This window comes from Aeromonas sp. QDB11, from assembly GCF_027705265.1.
In the GTDB taxonomy this organism is placed as follows: domain Bacteria; phylum Pseudomonadota; class Gammaproteobacteria; order Enterobacterales; family Aeromonadaceae; genus Aeromonas; species Aeromonas allosaccharophila.
Genome location: NZ_JAPDBM010000022.1, coordinates 36,943 through 62,658, shown reverse-complemented (window position 1 = coordinate 62,658; position 25,716 = coordinate 36,943). Strand labels below are relative to the sequence as shown.

Sequence of the window (25,716 nt, the reverse complement as noted above, 5' to 3'; positions counted from 1 at the left end):
GCACTCAAGAAGGGTGGCTGTACCTGGCGGTGGTGCTCGACCTGTTCTCTCGCCAGATCGTCGGCTGGGCGATGAAGTCACGCATGACGGCAGACTTGGCGGTTGATGCGTTATTGATGGCCGTCTGGCGGCGCAAGCCCAGGCAGCCGGTACTGGTGCACTCGGATCAGGGCAGCCAGTTTACCGGCGGCGAATGGCAGGACTTTCTGAAGACCCACAACCTGCGTTGCAGCATGAGCCGACGGGGCAACTGTCACGACAACGCGGTCGCCGAGAGCTTCTTCCAGTTGCTCAAACGGGAGCGGATCAAGCGCAGGATTTACCCGACAAGAGATGAAGCCCGCAGCGATGTGTTTGATTATATCGAGATGTTTTACAACCCAATCAGGCGTCATGGTTCCAATGATGGGCTGTCGCCAGTAGAGTTTGAAAGGCAGTTTATTTTTCAGCAACAGAGTGTCTAGAAAACCAGGGGCGATTCAGTTGGTGGTATCCATGTCAGCGCCGAGCCGATTCTGGATGCGGCATCTATATGCTCTGACCACCAGACCATCATTTCTCGGCGACGTTCCAGATAATCCGTGCGGTTGTATGCGCTACGTACTTCGTCTTTGTCAGAGTGCGCTAAGGCGGATTCTATAACGTCTCGATCAAATCCTCTCTCGTTAAGGGTCGTGCTGCCCAAAGCTCGCAGGCCGTGAGCGACCAAGGTCCCTTCATACCCCATTCGTTTCAAGGCCGCATTAGCCGTTTGCTCGTTGGTGTGCGTTTTGGGATTACGGATACCAGGGAAGATAAATTCACGATGGCCGCTGATCGGTCGCATGAGTTCCAGATAGGCAAGCGTCTGTGGTGTTAAGGGGACGTCATGCCCTCTGCGCTTCTTCATTCGCTCAGGCGGGATCCGCCAGAGTTTCTTTTCCATATCGATCTCTGCCCACCGAGCTCCGGCCGCCTCGCTGGGGCGAGCCAAGGTATGCAGGCTCCATTCGATGAGACAGCGGGTCTGCAAATTGATACTTGCCTTGGAAAGCCGGTTCATCAGTTCAGGTAACTGGTTGGGGTTAATGCTGGGCATGTGCTGTTTGGCTGGACGCTGAAATACCTTGCTGATCCCCGAGCAAGGGTTGGCGTCGATCAGACCAGAGTTAACAGCAAAGGTCATGATTTCGTTCACCCGTTGCGTGAGGCGACGCACGGTTTCGAGTTTTCCAGCAGCAGCGATGGGCTCGATGATCTTGATGGCTCGCTGTGCCTTTATTTCCATCACGGGCACTGTGCCTATCTCGGGGAACAGGTACATTTCGAGCGAGCGCCAGAGATCTTCGGCATAGGCTGGGGTGACGGAAGGGCGTTTGACATCAAACCAGCGCTTGGCGACAGCCTCAAAAGTATGCTCGCTCAGCGATAACGCGGCGGAGACCTGCTCATCACGATGGTGTTGGGGATCGATGTTTTGTTGCAGCAACATTTTAGCTTCGGAGCGCTTCTCTCTCGCATCAGCCAACGACATCTCCGGCCAAGAGCCGAAGCTGATCATATTTCGTTGCTTAGTGAGAGGGCGGTAGTAGCGCAGGCGCCACAACTTGGAACCATTGGGCTTGATGACGAGCTCTAGGCCAGCTCCGTCGCAGAGGGTGTATTCCTTCTCCTTGGGCTTGGCTGCTTTGATCTCGGTTGGGGACAAAGGGCGGGTGATTCGAGGCATAGGCATACGCTCCGGAAGGCATACAAAACGATATGCCTAACGATATGCCTAAAAGGGCTGGATGGCAACGCATCCCATTGGACAGTATAAGACAACAAAAAACCCGCAAAGCCTTACGCTGTGCGGGTTTCTTGGACTTCGTTGGTCACTGTTGGACCGGTATTTGGTGGAGCTGGGGGGATTTGAACCCCCGTCCAAAATTACTACATCCTTGGTACTACATGCTTAGTCACTCTTTACATTCGCCAACCCGCTGCGGAGAGACACGCCACGAATTGACTAGCTCGATTGGTTTTAATGCTTCCGCCCCGAGCAGGACTTCCACACGATCCTGTGAAGGATGACCTTCCGATTCCCTAGGACACAGGCAAGCTAGGGTAGAAGGGCTCAGCGCAGGTTATTAAGCTGCGAGTGCGTAGTTTTCGTCGTTTGCGACTATTTTTTTGCGGTTTGTTAACGAGGCCTACCGCACCTCGGCATGCACCTTGGGTTTCGTGAATCTTGTCGAATCCAGAATCAGCCCCAAGTTGTCAAAAGTGATTGTACGCAAAAATGTTGTGATAGCAAGGCGTTGATGCCCATTCCCTCTGGCAACCACGCTGTTTGCCGATTTATTGTGCGCAGCTGAACTAGGGGTCCGCTGCGCAGGGGGAAGGTGAATGGGCGTCTGGAACCGGTGGGCGGCCGATTAGCCGCGATTCTTGTTCTTCATGATGCGGGCTTTTTCCCGATCCCATTCGCGGGCCTTGGTATCTTCGCGCTTGTCGTGTTCTTTCTTGCCCTTCACCAGACCGATCTCGACCTTGACCCAGCACTCTTTCCAGTAGAGGGCCAGTGGCACAATGGTGTAACCCTGACGGGCGGTCAGGCTTTCGAGTTTGTCGAGCTCGCGACGGCTCAGCAGCAGTTTGCGGGTCCGGGTCGGGTCACAGACCACATGGCTGGATGCCGCGTTTAGTGGCAGGAAGGTGGAGCCAAACAGGAAGGCTTCTCCTTGCAAGAAGATGACATAGGCTTCGCTGATGTTGGCCTTGCCCGCCCGTAGGGATTTGACTTCCCACCCTTGCAGGGACAGACCGGCTTCCACTCTCTCTTCGATGAAGTATTCGTGGCGGGCGGTTCTGTTGAGTGCAATGGTGCTGGACCCGGCTTTGTTTTTACTGTTTTTTTTGCTCATGACGGGCGATTTCCGGCAATGACTAGGAGGCTCGTATTATACGTAGGCGTGAGCGGCTGTAAAACGCGCAGCAGGTCAAGTGGTGGCTTTGTGAGCGGTTTGGTTGAGGTTTTACCTCCACAACCCGAAACATGGTGATAAAATCGCGCCGATTGGATGAGGAAAAGCCATGCCCCGAATTACGCGCAGTGCCTTGGTGATGTTCAGTGCAGAACAGATGTTCAAGTTGGTTAACGATGTGGATGCCTATCCGCAGTTTTTGCCCGGCTGTGTCGGTAGCCGTGTCCACGAGGCTGGCGATGACTACATGATGGCGTCGGTCGATGTGGCCAAGGCGGGCATCGCCAAGACCTTTACCACCCGCAATCAGCTGGATGTGAACCGTCAGATCAGGATGGAGCTGGTGGATGGCCCGTTCCGCAAGCTGGCGGGCTGGTGGACCTTTACCCCGCTCGATGTGGACGCCTGCAAGGTGGAGTTTGATCTCGATTTCGAATTCACCTCGAAGCTTATCGAGGTGGCGTTCGGTCAGGTGTTCCGCGATCTGGTGAGCTCCATGGTCTCTGCCTTCTCAAACCGCGCCAAGGTGGTATACGGTGTCTGACCAGCTCAATATCGAAGTTGTTTATGCCTTGCCGCAGCAGCAGACGGTGATTGCGCTGCGGGTGGCGCCCGAGACCTGCGTGCAGGCGGCTATCGAGCAGTCCGGCATCGTGCAAAAGCACCCCGAGATCGATCTGGCGGTCAACAAGTTCGGCATCTACAGCCGCCCGGTGAAAGGGAGCGAGCCGCTGCACGATGGCGATCGCATCGAGATCTACCGCCCGCTCATCGCCGATCCGCGCGAGATGCGCAAAAAGCGCGCCGAGAAGGCCAAAGAGGAGGGGCGAGCCGATAGCGTGACCGGCGGTCGACCCGATGTGCATCGCAAACGCAGCGAGTAGCGCTCAGGTTTTTATTGCAGAAAAAAGGCGCCGAGGCGCCTTTTTTTGAGCCCGTTAGCTGGTCATCTGGTAGAACGGGATATCAAGTGAGAGCCGCGTCAGCTCAGGGCTGGTTCTGTCACGCCCAGCCGTGTGAGCGCCCAAGCGGCCAGCAGTTCGACCCCGCTTTGCATTACCCGCTCATCGAAATCGAATTCGTTATGGTGGTGCGGCGCCGCCAGATCGGCCCCCAAAATCAGGTAAGCTGCTTCGCCCCCCTGTTTTTGCACCCGCTCCATCAGAAAACCGGCATCTTCGCTGGCGCCAAAGCGGCGAGTCTGGATGGTGGCGAGCCCCTGCTTGCGGGCCAGCGCCGCCAGCTCGGCTTGCAGCGCCGGGCTGTTGTCGAGCGCAATCGCCTCACCCTGCTTGATGATGCGGTAGGTGACGCCGTGGGCGAGGGCCGTGCCTTCAACGATGCGCTGCACCTGGCTGAACATGTAGTCGTTGAGGGTACTGTCGGCGCCACGGGTTTCACCGTGCAGCTCGGCATGGTCAGGAATGACGTTGCGCCCGCTGCCGCCGTGAAGCTGGCCGATATTGATGCGGGTCATGCCATCGCGGTGGCGGGGAATGCCGAGCATGGCGGTGGTGGCCATGCAGGCGGCGGCCAGCGCATTGCTGCCAGCGTTGGGTTCGAGCCCAGCGTGGGCGGCGGTGCCCATAAAGTGGACGTCGAACTTGGTGGAGCAGAGAAACTCGGTGGGGTTGATCACCAGCTCGCCGCTGCCGGCGTGAATGCCGATATGGAGCGAGAGCAGGGCATCCACGTCATCGAGCGCACCACCGGCGGCTAGCGCCTTGCCACCGCGACACCCCTCTTCGGCGGGTTGGAAGAAGAGCTTGATGCGACCGCACAGCTGCTCTTTCATCGCCATCAACTGGCTGGCCAGCCCCATGCCGATGGCGGTGTGGCCATCGTGGGCACAGGCGTGCATCCACCCCTTGTTGTGGGAGGCAAAGCCCTCTTGCTGCGGTTGATGCTGTTCGGCGTCGGACTCTTCTACTTCCACCGCGTCGATATCGAAGCGAAAGGCCAGGGTCGGACCGGGACGACCGGTATCAAGCTCTCCCATCAGCCCGGTGACATCGCCGATCCGCTCCAGCCAGTCAGGATGGGCTCCCTGACGGCGGGCGCGAGCCTTCTCGGCCGCCACATCCACATCACGGCCCATCATCAGATTGCTGGCCAGCAGCTTGTCGCCGAGCACGATGCGATAACCGAGCTCGCTCAGGTGGTGGGCAATCAGGCTGGTGGTGCGAAACTCTTTCCAGGCGGCTTCCGGCAGGCGGTGCAGGTCGCGGCGCCACAGGATCAGGTGCTCAAGGGTCATCTTGGCTTCCTTGGTGATTCGATTTGTCGGCTATTGTGCCTTTTTTCCCGGCAGACCACACGGGGCCAGCAGCTGGTCGGGGGAGCTGTGAGTGCGAGTGGTGGCTGTGAGGGCCGTGAATAGTGGTGAGCGCCCATAAAAAACGCCTCCACAAGGGAGGCGTTGTCGAGATGTGGTTATCAGGCCGCGTGATGGTAAGCGGAGGCTTCAAACAGCTTCTTGTTGGCCACCAGATCGATGGGGTCAAAATCATCGACGTTGATGGTGCGCAGGCGACTTACTTCGGCGCGGCGCAGCAGCTCCGCTTCGCTCTGGGTCAGGACGCCAGCGGCCAGACCCATGTCGGCCACCTTGTCCAGTGCCATGAAGGGGCGCTTGATGCCGTCAGCTTTGCAGACTTTCTCGAACAGCGGTTCGGCCGCCAGCACGTCATCGAGCGCCTGCTCCAGCAGGCCGAAGGGGTTGCCCTCTTCGCGGGTCAGATACTGACCCTTGGCCAGACGGCTGCGGGTTTCGCTCGGGGTTTGCAGCAGACGGGCAACCTGTTGGTCCAGCTTGTCGCAAGGACGGTTCAGGTCACGACCAAGCGGCAGCACCACGGCGCGCAGGGCAAGGCCAATCCAGCGGTTCGGGAAGTTGCGCAGCAGCTCGTCGATCGCCTCTTGTGCCTTGAACATGGCATCTTGCAGTGCCCAGTGCAGCAGCGGCAGGTCGGCCTGCTGGCGTCCCTCGTCCTGATAGCGCTTGAGGGCGCTGGAGGCTAGATAGAGCTGGCTCAGCACGTCGCCAAGACGAGCGGAGACCCGCTCCTTGCGCTTGAGCTCGCCACCCAGAGTACCCATCGCCATGTCTGACAGGAACGCCAGGTTAGCCGAGAGGCGGGAGAGCTGCTGGTAGTAGCCCTTGGTTTGGTCCTTGTACGGTGCCGCGGCAAAGCGGGCGCCGGTGATACCGAGCCAGAAGCTGCGCACCAGGTTGCTGATGGCAAAGCCGACGTGGCTGAACACCGCCTTGTCGAAATCCTTCAGCGCCTGCTCTTTATCCGGATGGCTGGCGGCCAGCATCTCCGGCAGCACGTGCGGGTGGCAGCGGATAGCGCCCTGACCATAGATGATCATGCTGCGGGTCAGGATGTTGGCCCCTTCCACCGTGACGGCGATGGGGGCACCCTGATAGCCACGGGCCAGATAGTTGTTGGGACCCATGCAGATGGCCTTGCCGCCGTGGATGTCCATGGCATCGATGATGCACTTCTGGGCACGGTCGGTGAGGTGGTATTTGACGATGGCGGAGATGACCGAGGGCTTCTCGCCCAGGTCGATACCGGTCACGGTCAGGTTCGCTGCGGCGCCCATGATGTAGGCGTTGCCGCCGATGCGGGCCAGCGGCTCTTCAATCCCTTCCATCTTGCCGATGGGCAGCTTGAACTGGCGACGGATGCGGCTGTAGGCACCGCTCGCCAAGGCCAGCATCTTGACGCCACCGGTGCTGTTGGAGGGCAATGTGATGCCGCGACCGACTGACAGACATTCGACCAGCATGCGCCAGCCCTGACCGGCCATGGCCGGGCCGCCGATGATGAAATCGAGCGGGACGAACACATCCTTGCCCTGGGTCGGGCCGTTCTGGAACGGCACGTTGAGCGGGAAGTGGCGACGACCAATGCCGACACCCTTGATGTGAGTGGGAATGAGGGCGCAGGTGATGCCGAGTTCTTCCTCGTCACCCAGCAGGTGTTCCGGGTCACGCAGTTTGAAGGCGAGGCCCAAGACGGTCGCGATGGGGGCTAGCGTGATATAGCGCTTGTTCCAGGTGAGGCGCATACCGAGCACCTCTTTTCCTTCCCACTCGCCCTTGCAGACGATACCGAAGTCGGGGATGGAGCCTGCGTCAGAACCCGCTTCCGGGCTGGTCAGGGCGAAGCAGGGGATCTCTTTGCCTACCGCCAGGCGGGGCAGGTAGTAATCCTTCTGCTCGTCGGTGCCATAGTGCTGCAACAGTTCGCCCGGGCCCAGCGAGTTGGGTACGCCAACGGTGGAGGCCAGCACGGCGCTGGCGCCGCACAGCTTTTGCAGTACGCAGGACTGGGCGTAGGCCGAGAACTCCAGACCGCCATATTTCTTCTTGATGATCATGGCGAAGAACTTGTTGTCCTTCAGGTATTGCCACACCTCGGGGGAGAGATCCGCGCGCTCGTGGGTCACTTCCCAGTCGCTCACCATGCGGCACACTTCCTCGACCGGACCATCCATAAAGGCCTGCTCTTCGGCAGAGAGGGTCGCGATCGGGATGGCGTGCAGCTTTTTCCAGTTCGGGTTGCCCGCGAACAGATCGGCTTCCCACCAGGTGGTGCCCGCTTCAATCGCCTCTTTTTCGGTGCGGGACATCTCCGGCATGATCGATTTGTAGATCTTGAACAGCGGCTTGGTTATTTGATTGCGGCGAAATTCCACCAGATTGAGCGGGATGGCGATCACCGCGAACAGCGCCCATACCAGCAAGGGCACATGACCATAGATAGCGCCAAGCACCAGGGCGGCGCCGGTGACCAGGGTGGAGATGAACAGGGATGCCCGGCGATAGGCCAGGGCTCCGATAACCAGGATCACCCCGAGCAGAGTGAGGGTCGTCGTCATTGCTTGCTCCTTGCGTGTATAAGGTTGCCAACGTGGCGTAACTGATCCAGAGGTCTGACCTGTTGGATATGGCCCCTGTTGTAATTCATACGCACAAAGTTATCAAGCTGTTTACATCTTCATTACCTTCTGTCTGTGATCCCCATAACGCTCACGCGCCGCCAGCGCTGTGGCTCGCAGGGGGGCGACTGTGCGATTCGCTTGTGCGAGAATAGCCGCGATCTACACGCACACTAAAAACAGTGGAAGAGACATCATGTACCAAGAATTGATCCGCAATGAACTGACCGAAGCTGCCAGCGTGCTGCAGGCCTTCCTGGCTGATGAGCAGAACCTGAAAAATATCGAAGCGGCCGCCAAGCTGCTGGCTGACTCTTTCAAAGAAGAGGGCAAGGTGCTCTCTTGTGGCAACGGTGGTTCCCACTGTGACGCCATGCACTTTGCCGAAGAGCTGACCGGTCGCTATCGCGAGAACCGTCCGGGTTACGCCGGTATCGCCATCTCCGATCCGAGCCACCTCTCTTGTGTTTCCAACGACTTTGGCTACGACTATGTCTTCTCCCGCTATGTGGAAGCGGTCGGCCGTCGTGGCGACGTGCTGCTTGGTATCTCCACCAGCGGCAACTCCGGCAATATCCTGAAAGCCATCGAGGCGGCCCGCGCCAAAGGGATGAAAGTGATCGCCCTGACCGGCAAGGATGGCGGCAAGATGGCGGGTCTGGCAGATGTCGAGATCCGGGTGCCGCACTTTGGTTATGCCGACCGTATTCAGGAAGTGCACATCAAGGTGATCCACATCCTGATCCAGCTGGTCGAAAAAGAGATGGCCAAGTAATCAGGCCACCTCTACCAGACAAGGGCATCACCGGTTGCATGGTTCGCCATCGACCGGTTGTTGCCAGTGACAGGGGAAGGGGTTGCGCCTTCCCCTGCTGTCTGTCGAACCAGCGTGCTGGTCGAACATGACACAAGCCAAATCATGAAAGGAGTCTGCCGATGTGCGAACTGCTCGGCATGAGTGCCAATGTGCCGACCGATATCTGCTTCAGCTTTACCGGGTTGATGCTGCGCGGCGGCAAGACAGGGCCCCACAAGGATGGCTGGGGGATCACCTTTTACGAGGGGAAGGGCTTTCGTACCTTCAAGGATCCCGAGCCCAGCGCCCAATCACCCATCGCCAGACTGGTACAGGCGCTGCCCATCAAGAGCTGTGCCGTGGTCAGCCACATTCGGCAGGCCAACCGTGGCTGCGTGTCACTGGAAAATACCCACCCCTTTACCCGTGAGCTGTGGGGCCGTTACTGGACCTTCGCCCACAACGGTCAGCTGACCGGCTACAAGAAGCTGCCGACCGGCCGCCACCGGCCGGTGGGGGATACTGACAGCGAACACGCCTTCTGCTGGCTGCTCGATCGGCTGGAGCAAAAATATCCCAAGCGTCCCGCCAACTTTCCCGCCATGTTTCGCTATCTCGCAACCCTGTGCGATGAGCTGAGAGCGTTCGGGGTGTTCAACATGCTGCTCTCGGACGGGGAGTATGTGATGAGCTACTGCACCAACAACCTGCACTGGTTGACCCGCTGTGCGCCGTTTGGCGAGGCGAGCCTGCTGGATGAGGAGGTGGTGATCGACTTTCAAAGCGAGACTACACCCAACGATGTGGTGACCCTGATCACCACCCGTCCGCTGACCGGCAACGAAAACTGGGTCAGGATGGCGCCCGGCGAATTCAATCTGTTTCGCATGGGTGAGCGGGTGGCGACCAATCAGGGCATGCCTGAGTGAGATAAAAAATACCAGGGTAGATTCCTACCCTGGTTCTTCGCAGCAGCCATAAAAGGCAAAAGGGATGAGAGGTGTTGCTGAGCATCATCACTCTGACGGAATTGAGTGTTGATCAATTGTTAATTTTTGGCAATCTGGTTGTTGTCTTAACGGGCGTTTCAGCATCGCTATTTCGATACCGATCACATTTTTTGCCACTTCATTCCCCGAGCTATCCAGTCGGATGGGTCATCACTGTCTGGCCGTGAGCCACGACATCGAAAACTATCTATAGTATGGTCTGTTTGAATACCGTTCTGGAGGAGCCTCGCATGGAGTGGGTGGATCGCAAGGTGTTGCAGCAGCTGGCAGAGGATATTGGTCAGGATATGCTGCCCGTGGTCATCGCAGTATTTATTGAAGAGGTTGGCGAGCAGCTGAGTCAGCTCAGACCCCTCTATGAGCAGGGAGAGTGGGAGGCGCTGGCTCGGGTGGCACACAGCATGAAATCATCCTGTGGCAGCTACGGCGCCATGCCGAGCTATCAGCAGGTGATTGCGCTGGAGATGGCCTGCAAGCAGGCGGATGTGGCCGAGGCAGAGCGCCAGTTGCAACTGCTGGAGGCCTCCTTGCCCCGGGTGCTGGCGTTTCTTGCCGATTATCAGTAACGGCGGCGTTATGCAGGGATGCCGGGGCGCCGTGGCCGTTGCCTAACGTTGGTTGAGCAGTTGCTGGATGATCCGGTCCAGCGCCAGTTTCAGCTTCAACCGATCGTGCCGATGGGGCAATTCGAGCTCACCCAGATCGGCGTCGATCAATCGACCCTGCCAGGCTCCCGCATCACCCGTACCCCGGGGGGCCAGGATGGCATCCAGCCGACCCTGACCGACCCGGGACTCCAGCCAGCGACACTGACTCATCAGATCCAGCTGGCTGGCTGGGCCGTTTTCCGCCACCAGATTGCAGACAAAGACCAGCATGGCGCTGCTCTCGTTGATGGCCTGGGCGATCTCGGCCAGCAGCAGTGGCGGCATGATGGAGGTGAGAAAACTGCCTGGCCCCAGAATGATCATGTCCGCCTGCTGCAGTGCCAGCACCGCTTCCCGGGTTGCTTGCACCTCCGGCATCAGGCCGAGGGAGAAGGGCGGCGTGGCCAGTTGGTCGATGGATACCTCTCCCAGGATCTGGGTGCCACACTCCATATGGGCGCAGAGGTCGGTGGGAAATTCAGACATGGGTAGCAATTGTGACTCGATTTTGAGCATGTCACTGATCAGCTTGATAGCATCAAGAGGACGGACACAGAGATTATCGAGCGCCAGCAGCATCAGGTTGCCAAGGTTGTGGCCCGCCAGCTCGCCTTTGCCGGCGAAGCGGTACTCGAACAACAGGCTGCCGATACTGGGATCGGTCACCAGCTGGTTCAGGCAGTTGCGCAGATCGCCCCAGGCGATGCACTCCTGACTCTTGCGCAGCCGTCCGGTCGAGCCACCATCATCGGTGGTGGTGACGATGCCGGTGAGTCGTTGACCGAGGAACGAGAGGGACGAGAGTACGCGACCCATGCCGTGGCCACCACCGATGGCAACGACCCGATCGAAGTCATTGATGTTTTTTTGCCACATGTGGGCATCCTGTCATTGGTCTCAGTTGACCGCTATGTTAGCAAGTGAAGCGAGATAATTGTTTGATAAGGGTATGATTTTTGCTTGCGACGGCTATCCGATAAAACAAGGAGATGGTGTTGAAATTTCTGACCGTTCACTCCCTCGCCCGGAATTCATCGCTAGCGGCCCAAGAGATCTGCACGCAGCTGCGCCACCATGCCTTTCAGGCGCCTTCCCTGCTGCTGCTCTATTTTACCCAAGCTCATGACGGGGAGATACTGCGCGACGCGCTCAAACGCCAGTTCCCGACCACCCGTCTGCTGGGGTGCAGCTCCTGTGGCGGGGTGATGACCGAGATGGGGCACCACGCCATAGAGGGGTTCGGAGTGGCAGTGGCAGCTTTTTATGACGAGAAAGGTGCCTTCGGGGTGGCCGGTGCCAGCGGTGACGGGGTGGATGTGAGGCAGTTGCTGCGTAGCGCCATGAGCGATTGTGGTCGACCGGGCGAGTTGCCCCAGCTGATCCTGTTTCACGCCAGTCCCGGCAAGGAGGAGGGGCTGCTGGCCGGTATCGAGGCCGAGCTCGGTGCCTCGGTGCCAGTGGTTGGTGGATCCGCAGCAGACAACAGCGTCAGCGGCGAGTGGCAACTCTGCTGGGATGAGGCGGTGAGTCAGGATGGCATCGCGCTGGCGGTACTCTATCCCGATTGCCAGCTGGCCTTTCAGTTTCACTCCGGTTATGTCCCTGCCGAATTCAGCGGCGAGATCACCGCCTGCGACGGGCGGGAGGTGCTCACTATCGATCACCTGCCCGCCGCCGAGGTTTATGCCCGCTGGTGCGGACGCGATCAGCCCTGGCCGGTGGGGGCGATTTTGCGGGAGACCACGCTCACCCCGCTGGCCCGTCAAGTGGGATCGCTGGATGGCATTCCCTACTACAAGCTCTCCCATCCCGAGGCGGTGACCGAACAGGGCGGGCTGCGGCTCTTTACCGATGTGGTGCAGGGGGAGCGCCTGCTGCTGATGTACAGTAGTCAGGAGGGATTGCTGCAGCGAAGCCTCAATGCCATGCGCATTGAGCCAGGCTATGGAGTCGATGTGGAATGGCAGCCGATCGGCGCCCTCATCATTTTTTGTGCTGGTTGCCGTTTGGCGCTAGGTGATATGTTGTGCCAATTTGTCGAGCAGAGCCAGGCTCGTCTCGGCAAGATCCCGTTTATCACCCCCTTTACCTTCGGCGAGCAGGGGCGGCTGCCCAATGGCGAGCTGGCTCACGGTAACCTGATGGTATCGAGCGTGATTTTTCTGACCCGCTGAGTCGGCAGAACATAACAGAGCAGGCAACAAGATGATTGGCAGCAGTGAACTGGAAGCCCTCGGCGACAAATTGCAGACCACCCTGGTCGATCTTATGCGTTGCCGCGAGCGCGAGGCCAGATATCGTCACGAGTCCCAGACCCTGCTGGGCGGGGTGGCCACCCTCGCCGATGCCAAGACGCTGGAGCAGGTACTGGAGAGCCTTATCCAGGTGCTCAAACCCTTTATCGGCTTTGATCACGCGGATGTGGTGGCCTGGGAAGGGGAGCGGGGGAGTACCCACCTCAGTACCGAGCCGATACGCGCTGCCCGCAGCTGGCAGATGACCCCGGCCTTTGCCCGCGCCATCGCCGGTGAAACCCTGGTGATTTACGATCCCTCCCAACTGCCCGAGCTGGCGCCGCTGGCGAGCGAGCCGGGCTGGGCCAGCGTGATGCTGACCGGGCTGCAGGCCCCCGGTTTTACCGCCACCCTCATCTGCCGCCATGCCCGGGCGGGCACCTTCGATCTCACCAGCAAGGCCGCCATGGAGCGTTGTCGTCCGCTCATCGCCCAGGCGCTGGTCAACATCACCTATCGGGCCCGCCTACAGGAGCAGGTGGCGGTGAAGACCGAGGCGCTGCAGGCCAGCGAACGCCGTTTTCGCAGCTTCGCCGCCATGGCTTCTGACTGGTTCTGGGAGACCGATGCCGAGCATCGCCTCAGTTATGCCTCCGAACCGGGTTATCTGGATGAGCTGACCCCACAGGCGATCCGGCCGACCCTCTATGACTATGTCTGCAACAAGCAGAGCTGCGAGGCGCAGCAATACCTGCGGTTGCTGGAACAGCGCCAGCCGGTGCGAGGGGTGCGGATGCAGGTGGCGCTGCTTGATGGCCCCTGCTGGATGGAGGTGAGCGCCGAGCCCTGTTTCGACCATGAGGGTCTCTTTACCGGCTATCGCGGCACTGCCCGTGATATAAGTTCCCAAATTCGCCGTGAAGAGGAGCTGGCGCGGGCACGGGATGAGGCCGAAGCGGCCAACCGTGCCAAGTCCCAGTTTCTGGCCATGATGACCCACGAGATCCGCTCGCCCATGAATGCGGTGCTGGGGATGCTCGATCTGGTGCAGCATGCCGAGCTGGCGCCGGAGCAACAGAGCCTGCTGCGCCACGCCACCCACTCGGCCAGATTGCTGCAAACCATCATCGATGACGTGCTCGATTTTTCGAAAATCGAGTCGCAAACCCTGGTGTTTCACTGCGAGACCTTGCAGCCAGTCCAGCTTTGCCAATCCCTGGTCGAGCCGCTGCAGGCCCGTGCCACCGCCAAGGGGATTGCGCTGGTTTATCGGGTCGATGACTCCGTCCCTCTGGAGTTGCAGGGGGACCCGATGCGTCTGTCGCAGGTGATGGGCAATCTGCTGGACAACGCCCTCAAATTTACCGAGCAGGGGCAGGTCACACTGCACCTTGGCTGGCAGGATGAGAAGTTGCGGATCTCGGTCTCCGACACCGGGATCGGGATCGCCGACGCGGATCAGGCGCGGCTGTTTGAACCCTTCTCCCAGGTTGATAACTCGGCCACCCGGCGTTTTTCCGGAACCGGCCTTGGCCTTGCCATCAGCAAGCGTCTGGTCGCCCTGATGGGGGGGGAGATCCACCTGAAGAGCGAGCCGGGCAAGGGAAGCTGCTTCTGGTTCGAGCTATCGGATATGGCGCTGCCTTGCCATTGTCAACCACAGCGGGAAGAGAGCGTTGCTGCGTTGCTGCCGCTGGATGTGCTGGTGGTGGAGGATAGTCCGGTCAACCAGCTGGTGGTGTCGCTGATGCTGCAAAAGCTGGTAGGCAAGGTGCGGCTGGCCGCCAATGGTCTGGAGGCGCTGGCGCAGGTGGATGAGCAGCTGCCGGATCTGATCCTGATGGATATGCGGATGCCCCTGATGGACGGGCTGGAAGCGACCCGACGGTTGCGGGAGCTGGGATGCACCATGCCTATCGTCGCCCTGACGGCCAATGCGATGGCGGAGGACAAGGCGTGCTGTCTGGCGCAGGGGATGGATGACTTTCTCGCCAAGCCTATCACCTTGTCACGGTTGAGAGAGTGTTTGCAGCGTCACTTTGGTCAGCGGTTGCCGACGCGCGGATAAAAAAAATGGTCAACTTTGTGGGTTGACCAGTTCTTCAGCAAATACTGAAGAGAGCACGGGATAAATCGGGTTGTATCAATCTATATGAAAAATCTGTGCCAACTTTTTTTGGACTCTTTCGTGTTCAATTTTGGCCGTTTAGCGCATCGGCTCTCGTTTGTAATGCTTTGTTGTTCTTTTTGTTAATTGCAAAATGCGAATTTCATATTTTCATTATTGGAATAATTGCAATTTGCAACGCTGTGTCTGTCATTGTGAAATCAGGCGATGCAGGAATTTACGGGCCGCTTCGCTGTTTTGTTTGGCAATCAGCATCTGCTTTTCATAAATCGGCATCGGCAATATCTCGAGCCAGCGTTGGCAGAGCCAGGCTGCATCTTCAAAGCGCTTATCCGGATAGAGCTCATCAAGCTCCGGATACTGCTCGAACACTTCTCGCAGACGATTAACCAGCAGTTTGTCGTTGAAATCTGAGTGAGTGCTCGGCCAGTTCGGCAGCATCTCCACCTTGGCTCGGCGCAGGCCCATCTCATCTGTTTCCATCTCGTGGATGCAGAAACGCTCCAGTCCCAGCACAGTCACCCCCAGCAGGCCATCATTAAGGGTGTAGAAGTCGGTCACCTTGACCCGGGTACCCACCGGTAGAATGCGGCCGGATTGTCCCGAGGTGGTGGACTCTTCCATCACGATGCCAAAGCCCTGATCGTTGATGAACGACTCCTTGAGCATCTGCAGGTGGCGTGGCTCGAACAGACGCAGAGGAAGCTTGCCGCCCGGCAGTATGTGGGAAGGCAAGGGGAACAGTGCCAAAGGTTGTAGTTTCATGTTCCATCCTCCATTGAGTAGTTGCTGAATAGGACAATGCAGCGACTGTGCCAGAGAATGAAAAAAGCCACCGGAAGGTGGCTTTTCGGCAGGAAGAGGGCGCTTAGTTGCGCTGCTCCAGATACATGACAGCCGCTTCCACGCGGCTTTGCGCCTCGAGTTTCTTCAGCAGGCTCTTCACGTGAACCTTGACCGTTCCCTCGGAGATATGGAGTACCGAGGCGACCTGTTTGTTGGAGAGGCCTTTTGCAATTTCGCGCAGGATTTGCATTTCGCGACGCGTTAAGCTCTCCAGCTTCTGCTGCAGGTGATCCAGCTCGTAGATGTTTTCGAGATAGGGGCGCAGCGGTTCGCTCAGGATCTGTTTACCCGTCATCACGTCGGCCAGCTGGGCCAGCAGCAGATCAGGCTCGGTATCCTTGAGCAGGTAGCCATCGGCACCGGCCTTGAGCAGGGCCACCACATCCTGGCGCGCATCGGAGACGGTGAGGATCACCACCCGGGAGGTGATCTCTTCGGCCCGCAGTGCCTTGAGGGTATCGAGGCCGGAGAGCCCTTTCATATTGAGGTCGAGCAGGATCAGATCCGGCTCGGCCTCTTTGGCCAGTGCCACGGCATCGGTGCCGTTGGAGGCTTCACCTGTCACCTCCATGTTCTCTTCCAGAGCCAGCAACTGCACAATCCCTTTGCGCATGAGGGGATGGTCATCTACGACCAGAACAGTGTATTTCATCTCGTCCATCAGGCGTCTCTCGTTAGGCTGGTGGGAAAGGTCAGATGCACGCGGGTGCCTTGTGGTTGCTGCTCGTTGATGGTCAGCAGACCATGCAGTTTGCTGGCGCGCTCGTTCATGATGCTCAAACCGTAATGGTTGATCGCCGAGCTGGCGAGTCCGATCCCGACCCCGTCATCTGAAATCTGAACCTCGATGTTACCACTGGCGAGGGTCTCACAGCTAACATCAATCACTTGCGCGTTGGCATGTTTGATGGCGTTGAGCACTGCCTCACGGATCAGTTGCAGAATGTGGATATGCTGGCCCGCCTCCAGGTCGTTGTCGGCCAGTCCGTAATGGAACCGGATTTCGGCCTTGGTCTGGGGTTGCAGCTGATCGAGCATCACCCGGATTGCTTCCCCCAGATTGGCATCGCCAATGGTGAGACGGAAGGTGCCGAGCAGCTCGCGCAGCTGGGTATAGGCATTGCTGAGCCCTTCGTCGATCTGCTGCATCGCCTCCTGCGCTTTCTCCTGTTGCCCCTTGGCGTAGGAGCGCTTGAGCAGGGTGGACTGGATCTTGAGGTAGGAGAGGGCCTGCGCCAGCGAGTCGTGCAGTTCCCGGGCGATCACCGCCCGCTCCTCCATCAGCAGCAGCCGCTGTTGTTGCAGCAGGGTCTGGTCTTTGTGCAGCACCTGGGCCAGCAGCATGGTGAAGTTTTTGATCAACCGCTCGTCGATGGGGTGCTGGCTGATGATGTCGAGGCGGCCGAACTCCTGCTCATCCATCTGCAGATAGAAGCTGGCGACCGCATCGAGATCGCCGGGCCAGCCGGTGCGCCCAGAGATATAGACCGGCATGGCATTGTGCTCGAAGCGGGTCAGCCGGATGTGGTCGATATGCTGGTGGGCAGCCGCCCGATCCAGCAGCTTGATCAGCGTGCGGGTGCTGAGCGGGGCGGCGTGCAGCTTTTGGGCGGTCGAGTAGAGAAACGAGAGGGTGTCGTTGGCCTGCTGCAGTTTGGCGGTTTTCTCCTCCACCTTGTTCTCCAGCTCCCGATAGAGCTTGCCCAGCTCGTCGGCCATGGTGACGAAGGCGCGCGACAGCTCCCCCAGCTCATTTTCGCCGTGGGCGGGCAGCTGGAGATCGAAATCTTGCCGCTGGATCTGGCGGGCACAATAGACCAGCTGGTTGAGGGGGGCGACCACCTGCTGGCGGGTGAAGCGCACCGTGAACCAGGCGATGGTGATGATGGCCAGCAGGCCGAGCCCCTCCGCCAGCGCCAGCATCCGCACCTTGAATTCCACGTGGTACTGCATCTGATTGACGAAATTGTCGATGGCTGCCACAAACTGCTCGGTGTTATCGGTGTACCGTCTGGGAGTGCGATCCTCGATGTGCTGACGCATCACCTGCCACTGGCCAAGCACCTCGCCATAGGTGCGACGCAGGGAGGCGGGCGTGATCCAGCGCTGGGTCTCCTGCAGCTCTTCGGCGTGCAGGGTCTCTTCAAACTGGGAGAGGCGCCCCAGCACGCTGTCGCCCCGCTCGATTTCGTAGGCCATCCGGTAGGCCTGCATCCGCAGCGAACCGGAGAGGTTGATCGCCTTGGCATCGGGTACCGAGTAGAAGAGGGTGACCATGGCGACCAGCGCGATCAGGCTGGCCATAAAGAGGATCAACACCATGGCGCGGCCAATGGCGCTGCTGACCGAATGGACCCTGAGCCGTTTTCCCATACTGATGCGCACCTCTGGATAGTGATAAGGACCCCGCAAGATGCGTGGGAGTGTACTCCAACTTGTGTTAGCATCGAAAAACTAGATGAACTCCGAGCGGTTTTGCCTACGTCCTAGCGATAGGGGGAAACCAGCCGTCAGCCGACAGTTGAACACAATCGTCGAGCTGTAAGGGTCAGGAAAGAAATGCCCTGGCCTCCCGTATTTGGAAAGGTGTTTATGTTGCCACTTGAAGATGGTTTTTCCCGTCGTTTTTACTATTTGCGTCTGTCAGTGACCGATGTGTGCAATTTCCGTTGCACCTATTGCCTGCCAGACGGTTATCGCCCCCCCGAAGGTCACAAAGCGGGGCGTCAACCCTTTCTCTCGATTGACGAGATCCGCCGTGTGGTCAGCGGTTTTGCCGCCATGGGCACCCGCAAGGTGCGCATCACGGGGGGCGAGCCCTCCCTGCGCCGCGATTTCACCGAGATCGTCAAGGTGATTGCCACCACCCCGGGTATCGAGAAGGTCGCCATGACCACTAACGGCTATCGCCTCAAGGAGCGGGCCCGGGAGTGGTTTGATGCCGGACTCAATGCGCTGAATGTCAGTGTCGACAGTCTCGACCCGCGTCAGTTTCATCAGATCACCGGTGAGAACAAGCTGGCCGAGGTGATGGAGGGGATCGAAGCGGCACTGGCCGCCGGTTTCAAATCGGTGAAGATCAATGCGGTGCTGCTCAAGGGGCTCAACGACTACCAGCTCGATGCCTTTCTGGGCTGGATCAGGCACAAGCCCATCGAGCTGCGCTTTATCGAGCTGATGCAGACCGGTGAGATGGATAACTTGTTTCGTGACCACCATGTCAGCGGCGAACAGATCAAACAGCGTTTGCTGGAGAGCGGCTGGGTGCAGCAGTTGCGGGGCAAGGATGACGGCCCGGCGCAGGTCTTTATGCACCCCGATTCGCTGGGTGGCGTGGGTCTCATCATGCCCTACAGCAAGGATTTCTGTGCCGGTTGCAACCGGCTGCGGGTCTCCTCGCTGGGGAAGCTGCATCTGTGCCTGTTTGGCGACAACGGCATCGAGCTGCGGGATCTGCTCGGCGCAGATGCGCAGTCCGATGAGCTGCAACAGCGCATTCGCGCCGCGCTGGCGGGCAAGAGTGCCACCCATCGTCTCCATGAGGGCAATGCCGGCATCACCCCTCATCTCGCATCGATCGGCGGATAACCGCAAAAAATCGCCAACGATTAAATAGCAATCCTCACATGGAGGTATTTTAACCGATACCTCCATTTTTATTGCGTTGCAAGGCTTTGATCTGGCGCAAGAATCCCCCCTGTTTATCTCCCTGGTGGTATATCCCTGACCTTGTCAGGGCCGCAATATACACCCACTCTTATAATTGGTATCAAGAATGCCAATCATGGACTCGCACCGTTCCCTTCTTCACCAGAACAGGAGTCAACATGCCGGATGAGATCGATCTTGCACGCCGCGGCCTGTTCCGGGGGCGGCTGAGAACCACCGAACCGCCGGTGCAGTTGCCCTGGTCAGTCAACTGGTCGGCATTTGTCGCCGACTGCACCCGCTGCGGGGACTGTCTGGCCGCCTGCCCTGAGCAGATCCTGGTGAGTGGCGAGGGCGGTTTTCCGGTGGTCGATTTCCAGCGTGGCGAGTGCACCTTCTGCACCGAGTGCGTCACGGTCTGCAAGGCGCCGCTGTTTCGCCCGACCAGCGAGTCCCCCTGGCACTACAAGGCCCATATCGAGGCCAACTGTCTGGCCAATGGTCAGGTGTTCTGCCAGCGTTGTCAGGACAGCTGCGAGCCCAATGCCATTCGTTTTATTCCGGTGCTGGGGCGCGTGCCCACCCCGACGGTGGAGCCGGATCGCTGTAACGGCTGCGGCGCCTGCGTGCAGGATTGTCCGGTTGGCAGCATCAAGGTCGACGGGCGAGTCGCATCATCCGGTGGTGCGAGCCAGCCCACCCTCAAGCAGGAGTCAGAATGAGTCAGAAACCGTGTGACACAGAAGCCACTATGGATCAGGAGTTCCATGTATCGAGTCTGGTGGTGCTGACCCAGCCCCCCTTGCGCCATCAGCTCGCCGAGCAGATTGGTGCCCTTGAAGGGGCCGAGATCCACGCCGTCAGTGACGAGGGTAAGCTGGTCGTGACCCTGGAAGGTCCGAGCCAGCGGCCGATCATGGCGGCCATTGATGCGATACAGGCGATGCCGGGCGTGCTCTCTGCCGCCCTGATTTACCACCAGTTCGATGAACTGGGCGGTCACTGAAAAAGAGTGATGGGATGCCGGGCGTGCCCTCTACCGCTGATGGCTGGCTCCCGTTCGACAGATTCGACAACTATTACGCGATAAGCAATGCGAGGATATGCCATGAAGCTGAGTCGACGCGACTTTATGAAGGCCAACGCGGTGGCAGCTGCCGCAGCCGTGGCCGGTGTCAGTGCCCCCACGCTGGCAGCCAATCTCATCACCAGTACCGACAAGACGGCCATCCATTGGGATAAGGCTCCCTGCCGCTTCTGCGGTACCGGCTGCTCCGTGCTGGTGGGGTCTCAGGATGGTCGGGTCGTGGCGACTCAGGGCGACCCCGATGCGCCGGTCAACCGTGGCCTCAACTGCATCAAGGGCTACTTCCTCTCCAAGATCATGTACGGCCAGGATCGCCTGACCCAGCCGATGCTGCGGATGAAGAACGGCCAGTTTGACAAGGATGGCGACTTCGCCCCCATCAGCTGGGATCAGGCGTTCGACATCATGGCCGAGAAGTTCAAGGCGACCCTGAAAGAGAAGGGACCAACTGCTGTCGGCATGTTCGGCTCCGGCCAGTGGACCGTCTGGGAAGGCTATGCCGCCGCCAAGCTGATGAAGGCCGGCTTCCGTACCAACAACATCGACCCCAATGCCCGGCACTGCATGGCCTCGGCGGTCGTCGGCTTCATGCGTACCTTCGGCATGGATGAGCCGATGGGCTGCTACGACGATATCGAGCAGGCTGATGCCTTCGTGCTGTGGGGCTCCAACATGGCCGAGATGCACCCCATCCTCTGGTCGCGGATGTCCGATCGCCGTCTCTCCAATCCCGATGTGCAGGTGCACGTGCTCTCCACCTTCGAGCACCGCAGCTTCGAGCTGGCGGACAACGGCATGGTGTTCACCCCGCAGACCGATCTGGCGATCCTCAACTATGTCGCCAACTACATCATCCAGAACGACAAGGTGAACTGGGACTTCGTCAACAAGCACACCGTGTTCAAGAAGGGGGTCACCGACATCGGTTACGGCCTGCGCCCGACTGATCCGTTGCAGCAAAAAGCGAAGAACCCGGACAGTGGCGATGCCACTCCGATGACCTTCGAGGAGTTTGCCAAGTTCGTGGCGGATTACGATGTGGAGTCGGTCTCCAAGCTCTCCGGCGTCTCCAAAGAGAAGCTGGAAAAGCTGGCCAAGCTCTATGCCGATCCGAGCAAGAAGGTGGTCTCTTACTGGACCATGGGCTTCAACCAGCATACCCGTGGCGTCTGGGCCAACAACCTCTGCTACAACATCCACCTGCTGACCGGCAAGATCTCCGAGCCGGGTAATGGTCCTTTCTCACTGACCGGTCAGCCCTCTGCCTGTGGCACCGCGCGTGAAGTGGGTACATTTGCTCACCGTCTGCCTGCCGACATGGTGGTGACCGAGCCCAAGCACCGCGCCATTGCCGAGAAGATCTGGAAACTGCCGGAGGGGACCATTCCCGACAAGGTGGGTTTCCACGCCGTGCTGCAAGACCGCATGCTCAAGGATGGCAAGCTCAACGCCTACTGGGTGATGTGCAACAACAACATGCAGGCCGGCCCAAACATGAATACTGATCGCCTGCCTGGCTATCGCGATCCGCGCAACTTCATCGTGGTCTCCGATCCGTACCCGACCGTCACTGCCCAGGCGGCTGACCTCATCCTGCCCACCGCCATGTGGGTGGAGAAGGAGGGGGCCTACGGCAATGCCGAGCGCCGCACCCAGTTCTGGCACCAGCAGGTGAAAGCGCCGGAAGGAGCCAAGTCCGACTTGTGGCAGCTGATGGAGTTCTCCAAGCGCTTCAAGGTTGAGGAGGTGTGGCCGGCTGAACTGATTGCCAAGATGCCGGAAGTGAAGGGCAAAACCCTGTTTGATGTGCTCTATGCCAACGGTCAGGTCAACCAGTTCCCGAAAGAGCAGAGCAAGGGGCTGCTGAACGACGAAGCTGAACACTTCGGGTTCTACGTCCAGAAGGGGCTGTTCGAGGAGTACGCCACCTTCGGTCGTGGTCACGGCCACGATCTGGCGCCGTTCGATCAGTACCACGAAGCACGCGGTCTGCGCTGGCCGGTAGTGGATGGCAAAGAGACCCTGTGGCGCTATCGCGAAGGGTTCGACCCTTACGTGAAAGCGGGCGAGGGGGTGCGTTTTTATGGCAAGCCCGATGGCAAGGCGGTCATCTTCGCGCTGCCGTTCGAGCCCGCCGCCGAGTCGCCGGATCAGGAGTACGATCTGTGGCTCTCCACCGGTCGCGTGCTGGAACACTGGCACACCGGCACCATGACCCGTCGGGTGCCCGAGCTCTATCGCGCCTTCCCGGATGCGGTGCTGTTTATGCACCCGGACGATGCCAAGGCCCGAGGCGTGCGTCGCGGTGAAGAGGTGATCGTCTCCTCCCGCCGTGGTGAGGTGAAGACCCGGGTCGAGACCCGTGGCCGTAATAAGCCGCCCAAAGGTCTGGTCTTCATGCCCTTCTTTGACGCCAGCCAGCTGGTCAACAAGCTGACCCTGGACGCCACCGATCCGCTCTCGAAAGAGACCGATTACAAGAAGTGCGCCGTCAAGGTGATGAAGGCTTAAGGCGGGGGAGTACGAGATGAGTCGTAGTCGTCGCCAGTTTCTGGTCGACATGGCCTCTCTGGCAAAAGGGGCCTGCGGTGTGGGCCTGCTTGGCGTAGGGCTCGGTGGCGTGGCCCGCCAGCAGGCACACGCCGTGCCTGCCCAGGCGCTGCGCCCGCCAGCCGCTCTCGACGAAGTGGAGTTCCTCGGCGCCTGCGTGCGCTGCGGGCTCTGCGTCGAGGCCTGCCCCTACGACACCCTCAAGCTCGCCCGGCTGTTTGACCCTGTGACCACCGGCACCCCTTATTTCAAGGCGCGTGCCGTGCCGTGCGAGATGTGTGATGACATCCCTTGCGTGGTGGCCTGCCCGAGCGGGGCACTGGATCAGCAGATGACCGACATCGATCAGGCCCGCATGGGAGTGGCAGTGCTCATCGATCACGAGACCTGCCTCAACTATCTGGGTCTGCGCTGTGATGTCTGTTATCGGGTCTGCCCGCTGATTGACAAGGCGATCACCCTGGAGTTGCAGCACAACCAGCGCACCGGCAAGCATGCCATGTTCCTGCCCACGGTACACAGCGATGTCTGTACCGGTTGCGGCAAGTGCGAGCACGCCTGCGTGTTGGAGGAAGCGGCCATCAAGGTGGTGCCACGTCAGCTCGCCAAAGGTGAGCTGGGTCATCACTACCGGCTTGGTTGGGAAGAGAAGGCCAAGGCGGGGAACAAGTCGCTCATCGGCGACAGGCTCACCCTGCCGACCCGCAAACCGGAGGGGTTATGAGTCGTTATCCGGGGGAAGAGGCTCGCATCAAGCTGGGGTGGTGGCGTTCCCACCGTTTCCTGTTGCTACGTCGGCTGAGTCAGCTCAGCGTGCTCGGGCTGTTCTTGCTGGGGCCGCTGGCGGGCATCTGGATCCTCAAGGGCAACCTCTCCAGCTCGCTGTTGCTGGAGACGGTGCCGCTGACCGATCCCCTCACGCTGTTGCAGTCGCTGGCGGCGGGCCACTGGCCCATCAGCACCCTCTGGCTGGGGGCTGCCATCGTGCTGATCGGTTACTGGCTGGTCGGGGGGCGAGTGTTCTGCTCCTGGGTCTGTCCGGTCAACCTCATCACGGATGCTGCAGCCTGGCTCAGGGGGCGACTTGGTCTCAAGGGCAATGGCCAGTTCAGCCGTGCGACCCGCTATTGGCTGCTGGCCATGGTGCTGGTGGTGCCTGCGGTGGTCGGGGTGATGGTGTGGGAGCTGGTCAATCCGGTGTCGCTCGCCATGCGCGGTCTGCTGTTTGGCATGGGGGCGGGCTGGACCCTGCTGGTGGCGCTGTTCCTGTTCGATCTGTTCGTGGTTGAGCGGGGCTGGTGTGGTCATATCTGTCCGGTGGGGGCCTTCTATGCCCTGGTCAACCGGGTCGGGTTTATCAAGATTTCTGCCAAGGGGCGCGAGCGGTGCAACAACTGCATGGATTGTTATGCGGTCTGCCCGGAGCGTCCCATTCTGCGCGGGCCTGTTCACGGTGCCAAGCGCGGTCACGGGCCCTTGATTGCGGCTCAGGAGTGTACCAACTGTGGCCGCTGCATCGATGTCTGCGCGGAACAAGTTTTTGAAATCACTGTAGGTTTTGCCGTCAAGGCAGAAAAAACGTCGGAGAACAAATAATGAAAAAGCTGATTGGAGCAATGCTGGCCTGCCTGATGGCGGGATCCTTGATGGCAGCGGCACCCGAGATCACCAACAGTACCGGTGGCCTCAAGTCCGAGCGTGGCGCCACCGATCTGGTGACCGAAGACACCGCTGCGCCGCTGAAAAATTTCCGCAAGGATGGCGCGCCCTATGATCGCCAGTACATGCATCAGCCGCCGCTGATCCCCCACGACATTCGCAACTACGAGGTGGATACCAAGGTCAACAAGTGCCTGGCCTGCCACAGCTTCAAGAATGCCAGCGCCATGAAGGCCCCCAAGATCAGCCCGACTCACTTCGAGACCCGCGACGGCATGACGCTGGGGGAAGTGTCGCCGCGTCGCTACTTCTGCCTGCAGTGCCATGTGCCGCAAGCGGATGCCAAGCCGCTGGTGGAAAATACCTTTAAACCGGTTGAAGCGCTGAACTGAGGAGCCTATCGATGAAATTACCCGGCTTTATCCAGCGTCTGTGGACCACCTTCAAGTCTCCATCGAAGGCGGCCCTCTGGGTGCTGCTGCTGATGGGGTTCTTCGGCGGCGTGATTTTCTGGGGCGGCTTCAACACCGCCATGGAAGCGTCCAACACCGAGGCCTTCTGCACCAGCTGTCACGAGATGAAGGACAACGTGTTCGAGGAGTACCGCGACACCATCCACTATGCCAACCGCTCCGGCGTGCGGGCCAGCTGCCCGGATTGCCATGTACCGCACGAGTGGACCTACAAGATCATCCGCAAGGTGCAGGCTTCCAAGGAGCTGTGGGGCATGATCACCGGCAAGGTGGACACCCGCGAGAAGTTCGAGTCGCACCGGCGCGAGATGGCGGAGCGGGAGTGGCAGCGGATGAAAGAGACCGATTCACGCGAGTGCCGTAACTGCCACAACTTCGAATACATGGACTTCTCCCTGCAGGGGCAGCGTGCAGCCAAGATGCACTCGGCCAACCTCGGCAAGGAGGGGCAGGGCACCTGCATCGACTGTCACAAGGGGATTGCTCACCAGCTGCCCGACATGACCGGGGTGAAAGGTTTCTGATCCTGCGACGACAGGCCGGGTTTCCCCGGCCTGCGTTTTGTTCATATCTGGGACAAGCATCAGATTTGTGTGTCTTTTAAATCCCATATCTCGTGAAACCTTTGATAGAATCAGCCCGCCGTCACACGCTTGAGCAAGTTGGTCACTCCTGTCTGCGTCAGTTTTTGCGCCCTGACAGCTGGCCTCTCATACCCCTTCTCTTCCTGCCTCGTTGAC

Annotated in this window: 24 protein-coding genes, 1 other RNA gene and 1 riboswitch; of the genes, 16 read left to right on the top strand and 9 right to left on the bottom strand. The window is 59.4% G+C overall.

The genetic code is table 11. The annotated features are described in order from the left end of the window. Positions 1 to 464: IS3 family transposase (locus OKC40_RS09750; protein WP_270794991.1), on the top strand; the 464-nt coding region annotated here is incomplete at its 5' end. Here OKC40_RS09750 and OKC40_RS09745 read toward each other — a convergent pair. The 3 genes from OKC40_RS09745 to smpB form a co-directional block, all read right to left on the bottom strand. After that, positions 461 to 1,708: an integrase domain-containing protein gene (locus OKC40_RS09745; protein ID WP_270794990.1), complete on the bottom strand. Its 1,248-nt coding sequence runs from the start codon at positions 1,706 to 1,708 to the stop codon at positions 461 to 463. The two genes, OKC40_RS09750 and OKC40_RS09745, sit on opposite strands and share 4 nt — an antisense overlap. Positions 1,709 to 1,872: 164 nt before the next feature. After that, positions 1,873 to 2,232: a transfer-messenger RNA gene (ssrA, locus tag OKC40_RS09740) on the bottom strand. A gap of 164 nt (positions 2,233 to 2,396) precedes the next feature. Beyond that, a complete protein-coding gene (gene smpB / locus OKC40_RS09735) occupies positions 2,397 to 2,885 on the bottom strand; it encodes an SsrA-binding protein SmpB (RefSeq protein ID WP_042062518.1) in 489 nt (162 codons plus the stop codon). Positions 2,886 to 3,054: 169 nt separating this feature from the next. Between smpB and OKC40_RS09730 the strand changes: the two genes are divergently transcribed. Together OKC40_RS09730 and OKC40_RS09725 are read left to right on the top strand one after the other, a co-directional pair. Then, positions 3,055 to 3,489 (top strand): SRPBCC family protein, encoded by a 435-nt coding sequence (locus tag OKC40_RS09730; RefSeq protein ID WP_042062520.1) that lies wholly within the window; start codon positions 3,055 to 3,057, stop codon positions 3,487 to 3,489. Next, positions 3,482 to 3,829, top strand: a complete 348-nt coding sequence (locus OKC40_RS09725) for an RnfH family protein (RefSeq protein ID WP_042062521.1) — start codon at positions 3,482 to 3,484, stop codon at positions 3,827 to 3,829. Before OKC40_RS09730 ends, OKC40_RS09725 begins: the two co-directional genes overlap by 8 nt. Positions 3,830 to 3,927: 98 nt before the next feature. Here the strand turns inward: OKC40_RS09725 and OKC40_RS09720 are convergent, their stop codons facing one another. Together OKC40_RS09720 and fadE are read right to left on the bottom strand one after the other, a co-directional pair. Then, a complete protein-coding gene (locus OKC40_RS09720) occupies positions 3,928 to 5,202 on the bottom strand; it encodes an amidohydrolase (protein ID WP_270794989.1) in 1,275 nt (424 codons plus the stop codon). Positions 5,203 to 5,381: 179 nt separating this feature from the next. Then, positions 5,382 to 7,838 carry an acyl-CoA dehydrogenase FadE gene (fadE, locus tag OKC40_RS09715; protein WP_270794988.1) on the bottom strand — a complete coding sequence of 819 codons (2,457 nt, stop codon included), beginning with the start codon at positions 7,836 to 7,838 and terminating at the stop codon, positions 5,382 to 5,384. 256 nt (positions 7,839 to 8,094) lie between these two features. On the opposite strand from fadE, the gene lpcA reads away from it, so the two are divergent. The 3 genes from lpcA (at position 8,095) to OKC40_RS09700 (ending at position 10,270) form a co-directional block, all read left to right on the top strand. Continuing rightward, the gene (gene lpcA / locus OKC40_RS09710) at positions 8,095 to 8,673 is read left to right on the top strand and encodes a D-sedoheptulose 7-phosphate isomerase (RefSeq protein ID WP_005334485.1); all 579 of its coding nucleotides are present in this window, start codon (positions 8,095 to 8,097) and stop codon (positions 8,671 to 8,673) included. A gap of 161 nt (positions 8,674 to 8,834) precedes the next feature. Beyond that, a complete protein-coding gene (locus OKC40_RS09705; RefSeq protein ID WP_270794987.1) occupies positions 8,835 to 9,623 on the top strand; it encodes a class II glutamine amidotransferase in 789 nt (262 codons plus the stop codon). Positions 9,624 to 9,934: 311 nt separating this feature from the next. Beyond that, positions 9,935 to 10,270: an Hpt domain-containing protein gene (locus OKC40_RS09700; protein ID WP_042655928.1), complete on the top strand. Its 336-nt coding sequence runs from the start codon at positions 9,935 to 9,937 to the stop codon at positions 10,268 to 10,270. A 42-nt stretch (positions 10,271 to 10,312) separates the two neighbouring features. On the opposite strand, the gene OKC40_RS09695 is transcribed toward OKC40_RS09700, so the two are convergent. Then, positions 10,313 to 11,227, bottom strand: coding sequence for a gluconeogenesis factor YvcK family protein (locus OKC40_RS09695; protein WP_270794986.1), 915 nt, complete (start codon positions 11,225 to 11,227; stop codon positions 10,313 to 10,315). A gap of 113 nt (positions 11,228 to 11,340) precedes the next feature. Here OKC40_RS09695 and OKC40_RS09690 point away from each other — a divergent pair, with 113 nt between their 5' ends. Further along, on the top strand, positions 11,341 to 12,525 hold the full coding sequence (locus OKC40_RS09690; protein WP_270794985.1) for an FIST signal transduction protein: 1,185 nt from the start codon (positions 11,341 to 11,343) through the stop codon (positions 12,523 to 12,525). Positions 12,526 to 12,556: 31 nt separating this feature from the next. Beyond that, positions 12,557 to 14,653, top strand: coding sequence for a hybrid sensor histidine kinase/response regulator (locus tag OKC40_RS09685; protein ID WP_270794984.1), 2,097 nt, complete (start codon positions 12,557 to 12,559; stop codon positions 14,651 to 14,653). A 249-nt stretch (positions 14,654 to 14,902) separates the two neighbouring features. Here the strand turns inward: OKC40_RS09685 and OKC40_RS09680 are convergent, their stop codons facing one another. From OKC40_RS09680 to narQ, 3 genes are all read right to left on the bottom strand, one after another. Next, positions 14,903 to 15,478, bottom strand: coding sequence for an LON peptidase substrate-binding domain-containing protein (locus OKC40_RS09680; RefSeq protein ID WP_005334473.1), 576 nt, complete (start codon positions 15,476 to 15,478; stop codon positions 14,903 to 14,905). A gap of 103 nt (positions 15,479 to 15,581) precedes the next feature. After that, positions 15,582 to 16,220, bottom strand: coding sequence for a two-component system response regulator NarL (gene narL / locus OKC40_RS09675; RefSeq protein ID WP_058052140.1), 639 nt, complete (start codon positions 16,218 to 16,220; stop codon positions 15,582 to 15,584). Continuing rightward, positions 16,220 to 17,932 carry a nitrate/nitrite two-component system sensor histidine kinase NarQ gene (narQ, locus tag OKC40_RS09670; protein ID WP_042655933.1) on the bottom strand — a complete coding sequence of 571 codons (1,713 nt, stop codon included), beginning with the start codon at positions 17,930 to 17,932 and terminating at the stop codon, positions 16,220 to 16,222. The genes narL and narQ overlap by 1 nt, the downstream gene beginning before the upstream one ends. Positions 17,933 to 18,010: 78 nt before the next feature. Next, a riboswitch (molybdenum cofactor riboswitch) is annotated at positions 18,011 to 18,164 on the top strand. On the opposite strand from narQ, the gene moaA reads away from it, so the two are divergent. The 8 genes from moaA to OKC40_RS09630 all read left to right on the top strand — a co-directional run bounded on the left by moaA (position 18,152) and on the right by OKC40_RS09630 (position 25,500). After that, positions 18,152 to 19,147 carry a GTP 3',8-cyclase MoaA gene (gene moaA / locus OKC40_RS09665; protein WP_197930860.1) on the top strand — a complete coding sequence of 332 codons (996 nt, stop codon included), beginning with the start codon at positions 18,152 to 18,154 and terminating at the stop codon, positions 19,145 to 19,147. (Overlaps the previous riboswitch by 13 nt.) Positions 19,148 to 19,386: 239 nt before the next feature. Then, positions 19,387 to 19,929 (top strand): ferredoxin-type protein NapF, encoded by a 543-nt coding sequence (gene napF, locus OKC40_RS09660; RefSeq protein ID WP_270794983.1) that lies wholly within the window; start codon positions 19,387 to 19,389, stop codon positions 19,927 to 19,929. Positions 19,930 to 19,958: 29 nt separating this feature from the next. Continuing rightward, on the top strand, positions 19,959 to 20,213 hold the full coding sequence (locus OKC40_RS09655) for a chaperone NapD (RefSeq protein ID WP_031227438.1): 255 nt from the start codon (positions 19,959 to 19,961) through the stop codon (positions 20,211 to 20,213). 102 nt (positions 20,214 to 20,315) lie between these two features. Beyond that, positions 20,316 to 22,805 carry a nitrate reductase catalytic subunit NapA gene (gene napA, locus OKC40_RS09650; RefSeq protein WP_197930856.1) on the top strand — a complete coding sequence of 830 codons (2,490 nt, stop codon included), beginning with the start codon at positions 20,316 to 20,318 and terminating at the stop codon, positions 22,803 to 22,805. A 16-nt stretch (positions 22,806 to 22,821) separates the two neighbouring features. Beyond that, entirely contained in the window at positions 22,822 to 23,568 is a 747-nt protein-coding gene (gene napG / locus OKC40_RS09645; RefSeq protein WP_201980901.1) for a ferredoxin-type protein NapG, read from the top strand. Further along, positions 23,565 to 24,440: a quinol dehydrogenase ferredoxin subunit NapH gene (gene napH, locus OKC40_RS09640; RefSeq protein ID WP_270794982.1), complete on the top strand. Its 876-nt coding sequence runs from the start codon at positions 23,565 to 23,567 to the stop codon at positions 24,438 to 24,440. Before napG ends, napH begins: the two co-directional genes overlap by 4 nt. Further along, positions 24,440 to 24,895 carry a nitrate reductase cytochrome c-type subunit gene (locus tag OKC40_RS09635; RefSeq protein WP_042058072.1) on the top strand — a complete coding sequence of 152 codons (456 nt, stop codon included), beginning with the start codon at positions 24,440 to 24,442 and terminating at the stop codon, positions 24,893 to 24,895. The genes napH and OKC40_RS09635 overlap by 1 nt, the downstream gene beginning before the upstream one ends. 11 nt (positions 24,896 to 24,906) lie before the next feature. Beyond that, positions 24,907 to 25,500, top strand: coding sequence for a cytochrome c3 family protein (locus tag OKC40_RS09630; RefSeq protein ID WP_042058070.1), 594 nt, complete (start codon positions 24,907 to 24,909; stop codon positions 25,498 to 25,500). The last annotated feature ends 216 nt before the right edge of the window (positions 25,501 to 25,716 follow it).

Coding starts and splice junctions, on each gene's coding strand:
- OKC40_RS09685 (WP_270794984.1), top strand. CDS start 12,557: ATGATTGGCAGCAGTGAACTGGAAGCCCTCGGCGACAAATTGCAGACC.
- lpcA (WP_005334485.1), top strand. CDS start 8,095: ATGTACCAAGAATTGATCCGCAATGAACTGACCGAAGCTGCCAGCGTG.
- napG (WP_201980901.1), top strand. CDS start 22,822: ATGAGTCGTAGTCGTCGCCAGTTTCTGGTCGACATGGCCTCTCTGGCA.
- fadE (WP_270794988.1), bottom strand. CDS start 7,838: ATGACGACGACCCTCACTCTGCTCGGGGTGATCCTGGTTATCGGAGCC.
- OKC40_RS09705 (WP_270794987.1), top strand. CDS start 8,835: ATGTGCGAACTGCTCGGCATGAGTGCCAATGTGCCGACCGATATCTGC.
- OKC40_RS09690 (WP_270794985.1), top strand. CDS start 11,341: ATGGTGTTGAAATTTCTGACCGTTCACTCCCTCGCCCGGAATTCATCG.
- narL (WP_058052140.1), bottom strand. CDS start 16,220: ATGGACGAGATGAAATACACTGTTCTGGTCGTAGATGACCATCCCCTC.
- OKC40_RS09745 (WP_270794990.1), bottom strand. CDS start 1,708: ATGCCTCGAATCACCCGCCCTTTGTCCCCAACCGAGATCAAAGCAGCC.
- napH (WP_270794982.1), top strand. CDS start 23,565: ATGAGTCGTTATCCGGGGGAAGAGGCTCGCATCAAGCTGGGGTGGTGG.
- OKC40_RS09655 (WP_031227438.1), top strand. CDS start 19,959: ATGGATCAGGAGTTCCATGTATCGAGTCTGGTGGTGCTGACCCAGCCC.
- napF (WP_270794983.1), top strand. CDS start 19,387: ATGCCGGATGAGATCGATCTTGCACGCCGCGGCCTGTTCCGGGGGCGG.
- narQ (WP_042655933.1), bottom strand. CDS start 17,932: ATGGGAAAACGGCTCAGGGTCCATTCGGTCAGCAGCGCCATTGGCCGC.
- OKC40_RS09720 (WP_270794989.1), bottom strand. CDS start 5,202: ATGACCCTTGAGCACCTGATCCTGTGGCGCCGCGACCTGCACCGCCTG.
- OKC40_RS09730 (WP_042062520.1), top strand. CDS start 3,055: ATGCCCCGAATTACGCGCAGTGCCTTGGTGATGTTCAGTGCAGAACAG.
- OKC40_RS09680 (WP_005334473.1), bottom strand. CDS start 15,478: ATGAAACTACAACCTTTGGCACTGTTCCCCTTGCCTTCCCACATACTG.
- smpB (WP_042062518.1), bottom strand. CDS start 2,885: ATGAGCAAAAAAAACAGTAAAAACAAAGCCGGGTCCAGCACCATTGCA.
- OKC40_RS09630 (WP_042058070.1), top strand. CDS start 24,907: ATGAAATTACCCGGCTTTATCCAGCGTCTGTGGACCACCTTCAAGTCT.
- OKC40_RS09700 (WP_042655928.1), top strand. CDS start 9,935: ATGGAGTGGGTGGATCGCAAGGTGTTGCAGCAGCTGGCAGAGGATATT.
- OKC40_RS09635 (WP_042058072.1), top strand. CDS start 24,440: ATGAAAAAGCTGATTGGAGCAATGCTGGCCTGCCTGATGGCGGGATCC.
- napA (WP_197930856.1), top strand. CDS start 20,316: ATGAAGCTGAGTCGACGCGACTTTATGAAGGCCAACGCGGTGGCAGCT.
- OKC40_RS09695 (WP_270794986.1), bottom strand. CDS start 11,227: ATGTGGCAAAAAAACATCAATGACTTCGATCGGGTCGTTGCCATCGGT.
- moaA (WP_197930860.1), top strand. CDS start 18,152: ATGTTGCCACTTGAAGATGGTTTTTCCCGTCGTTTTTACTATTTGCGT.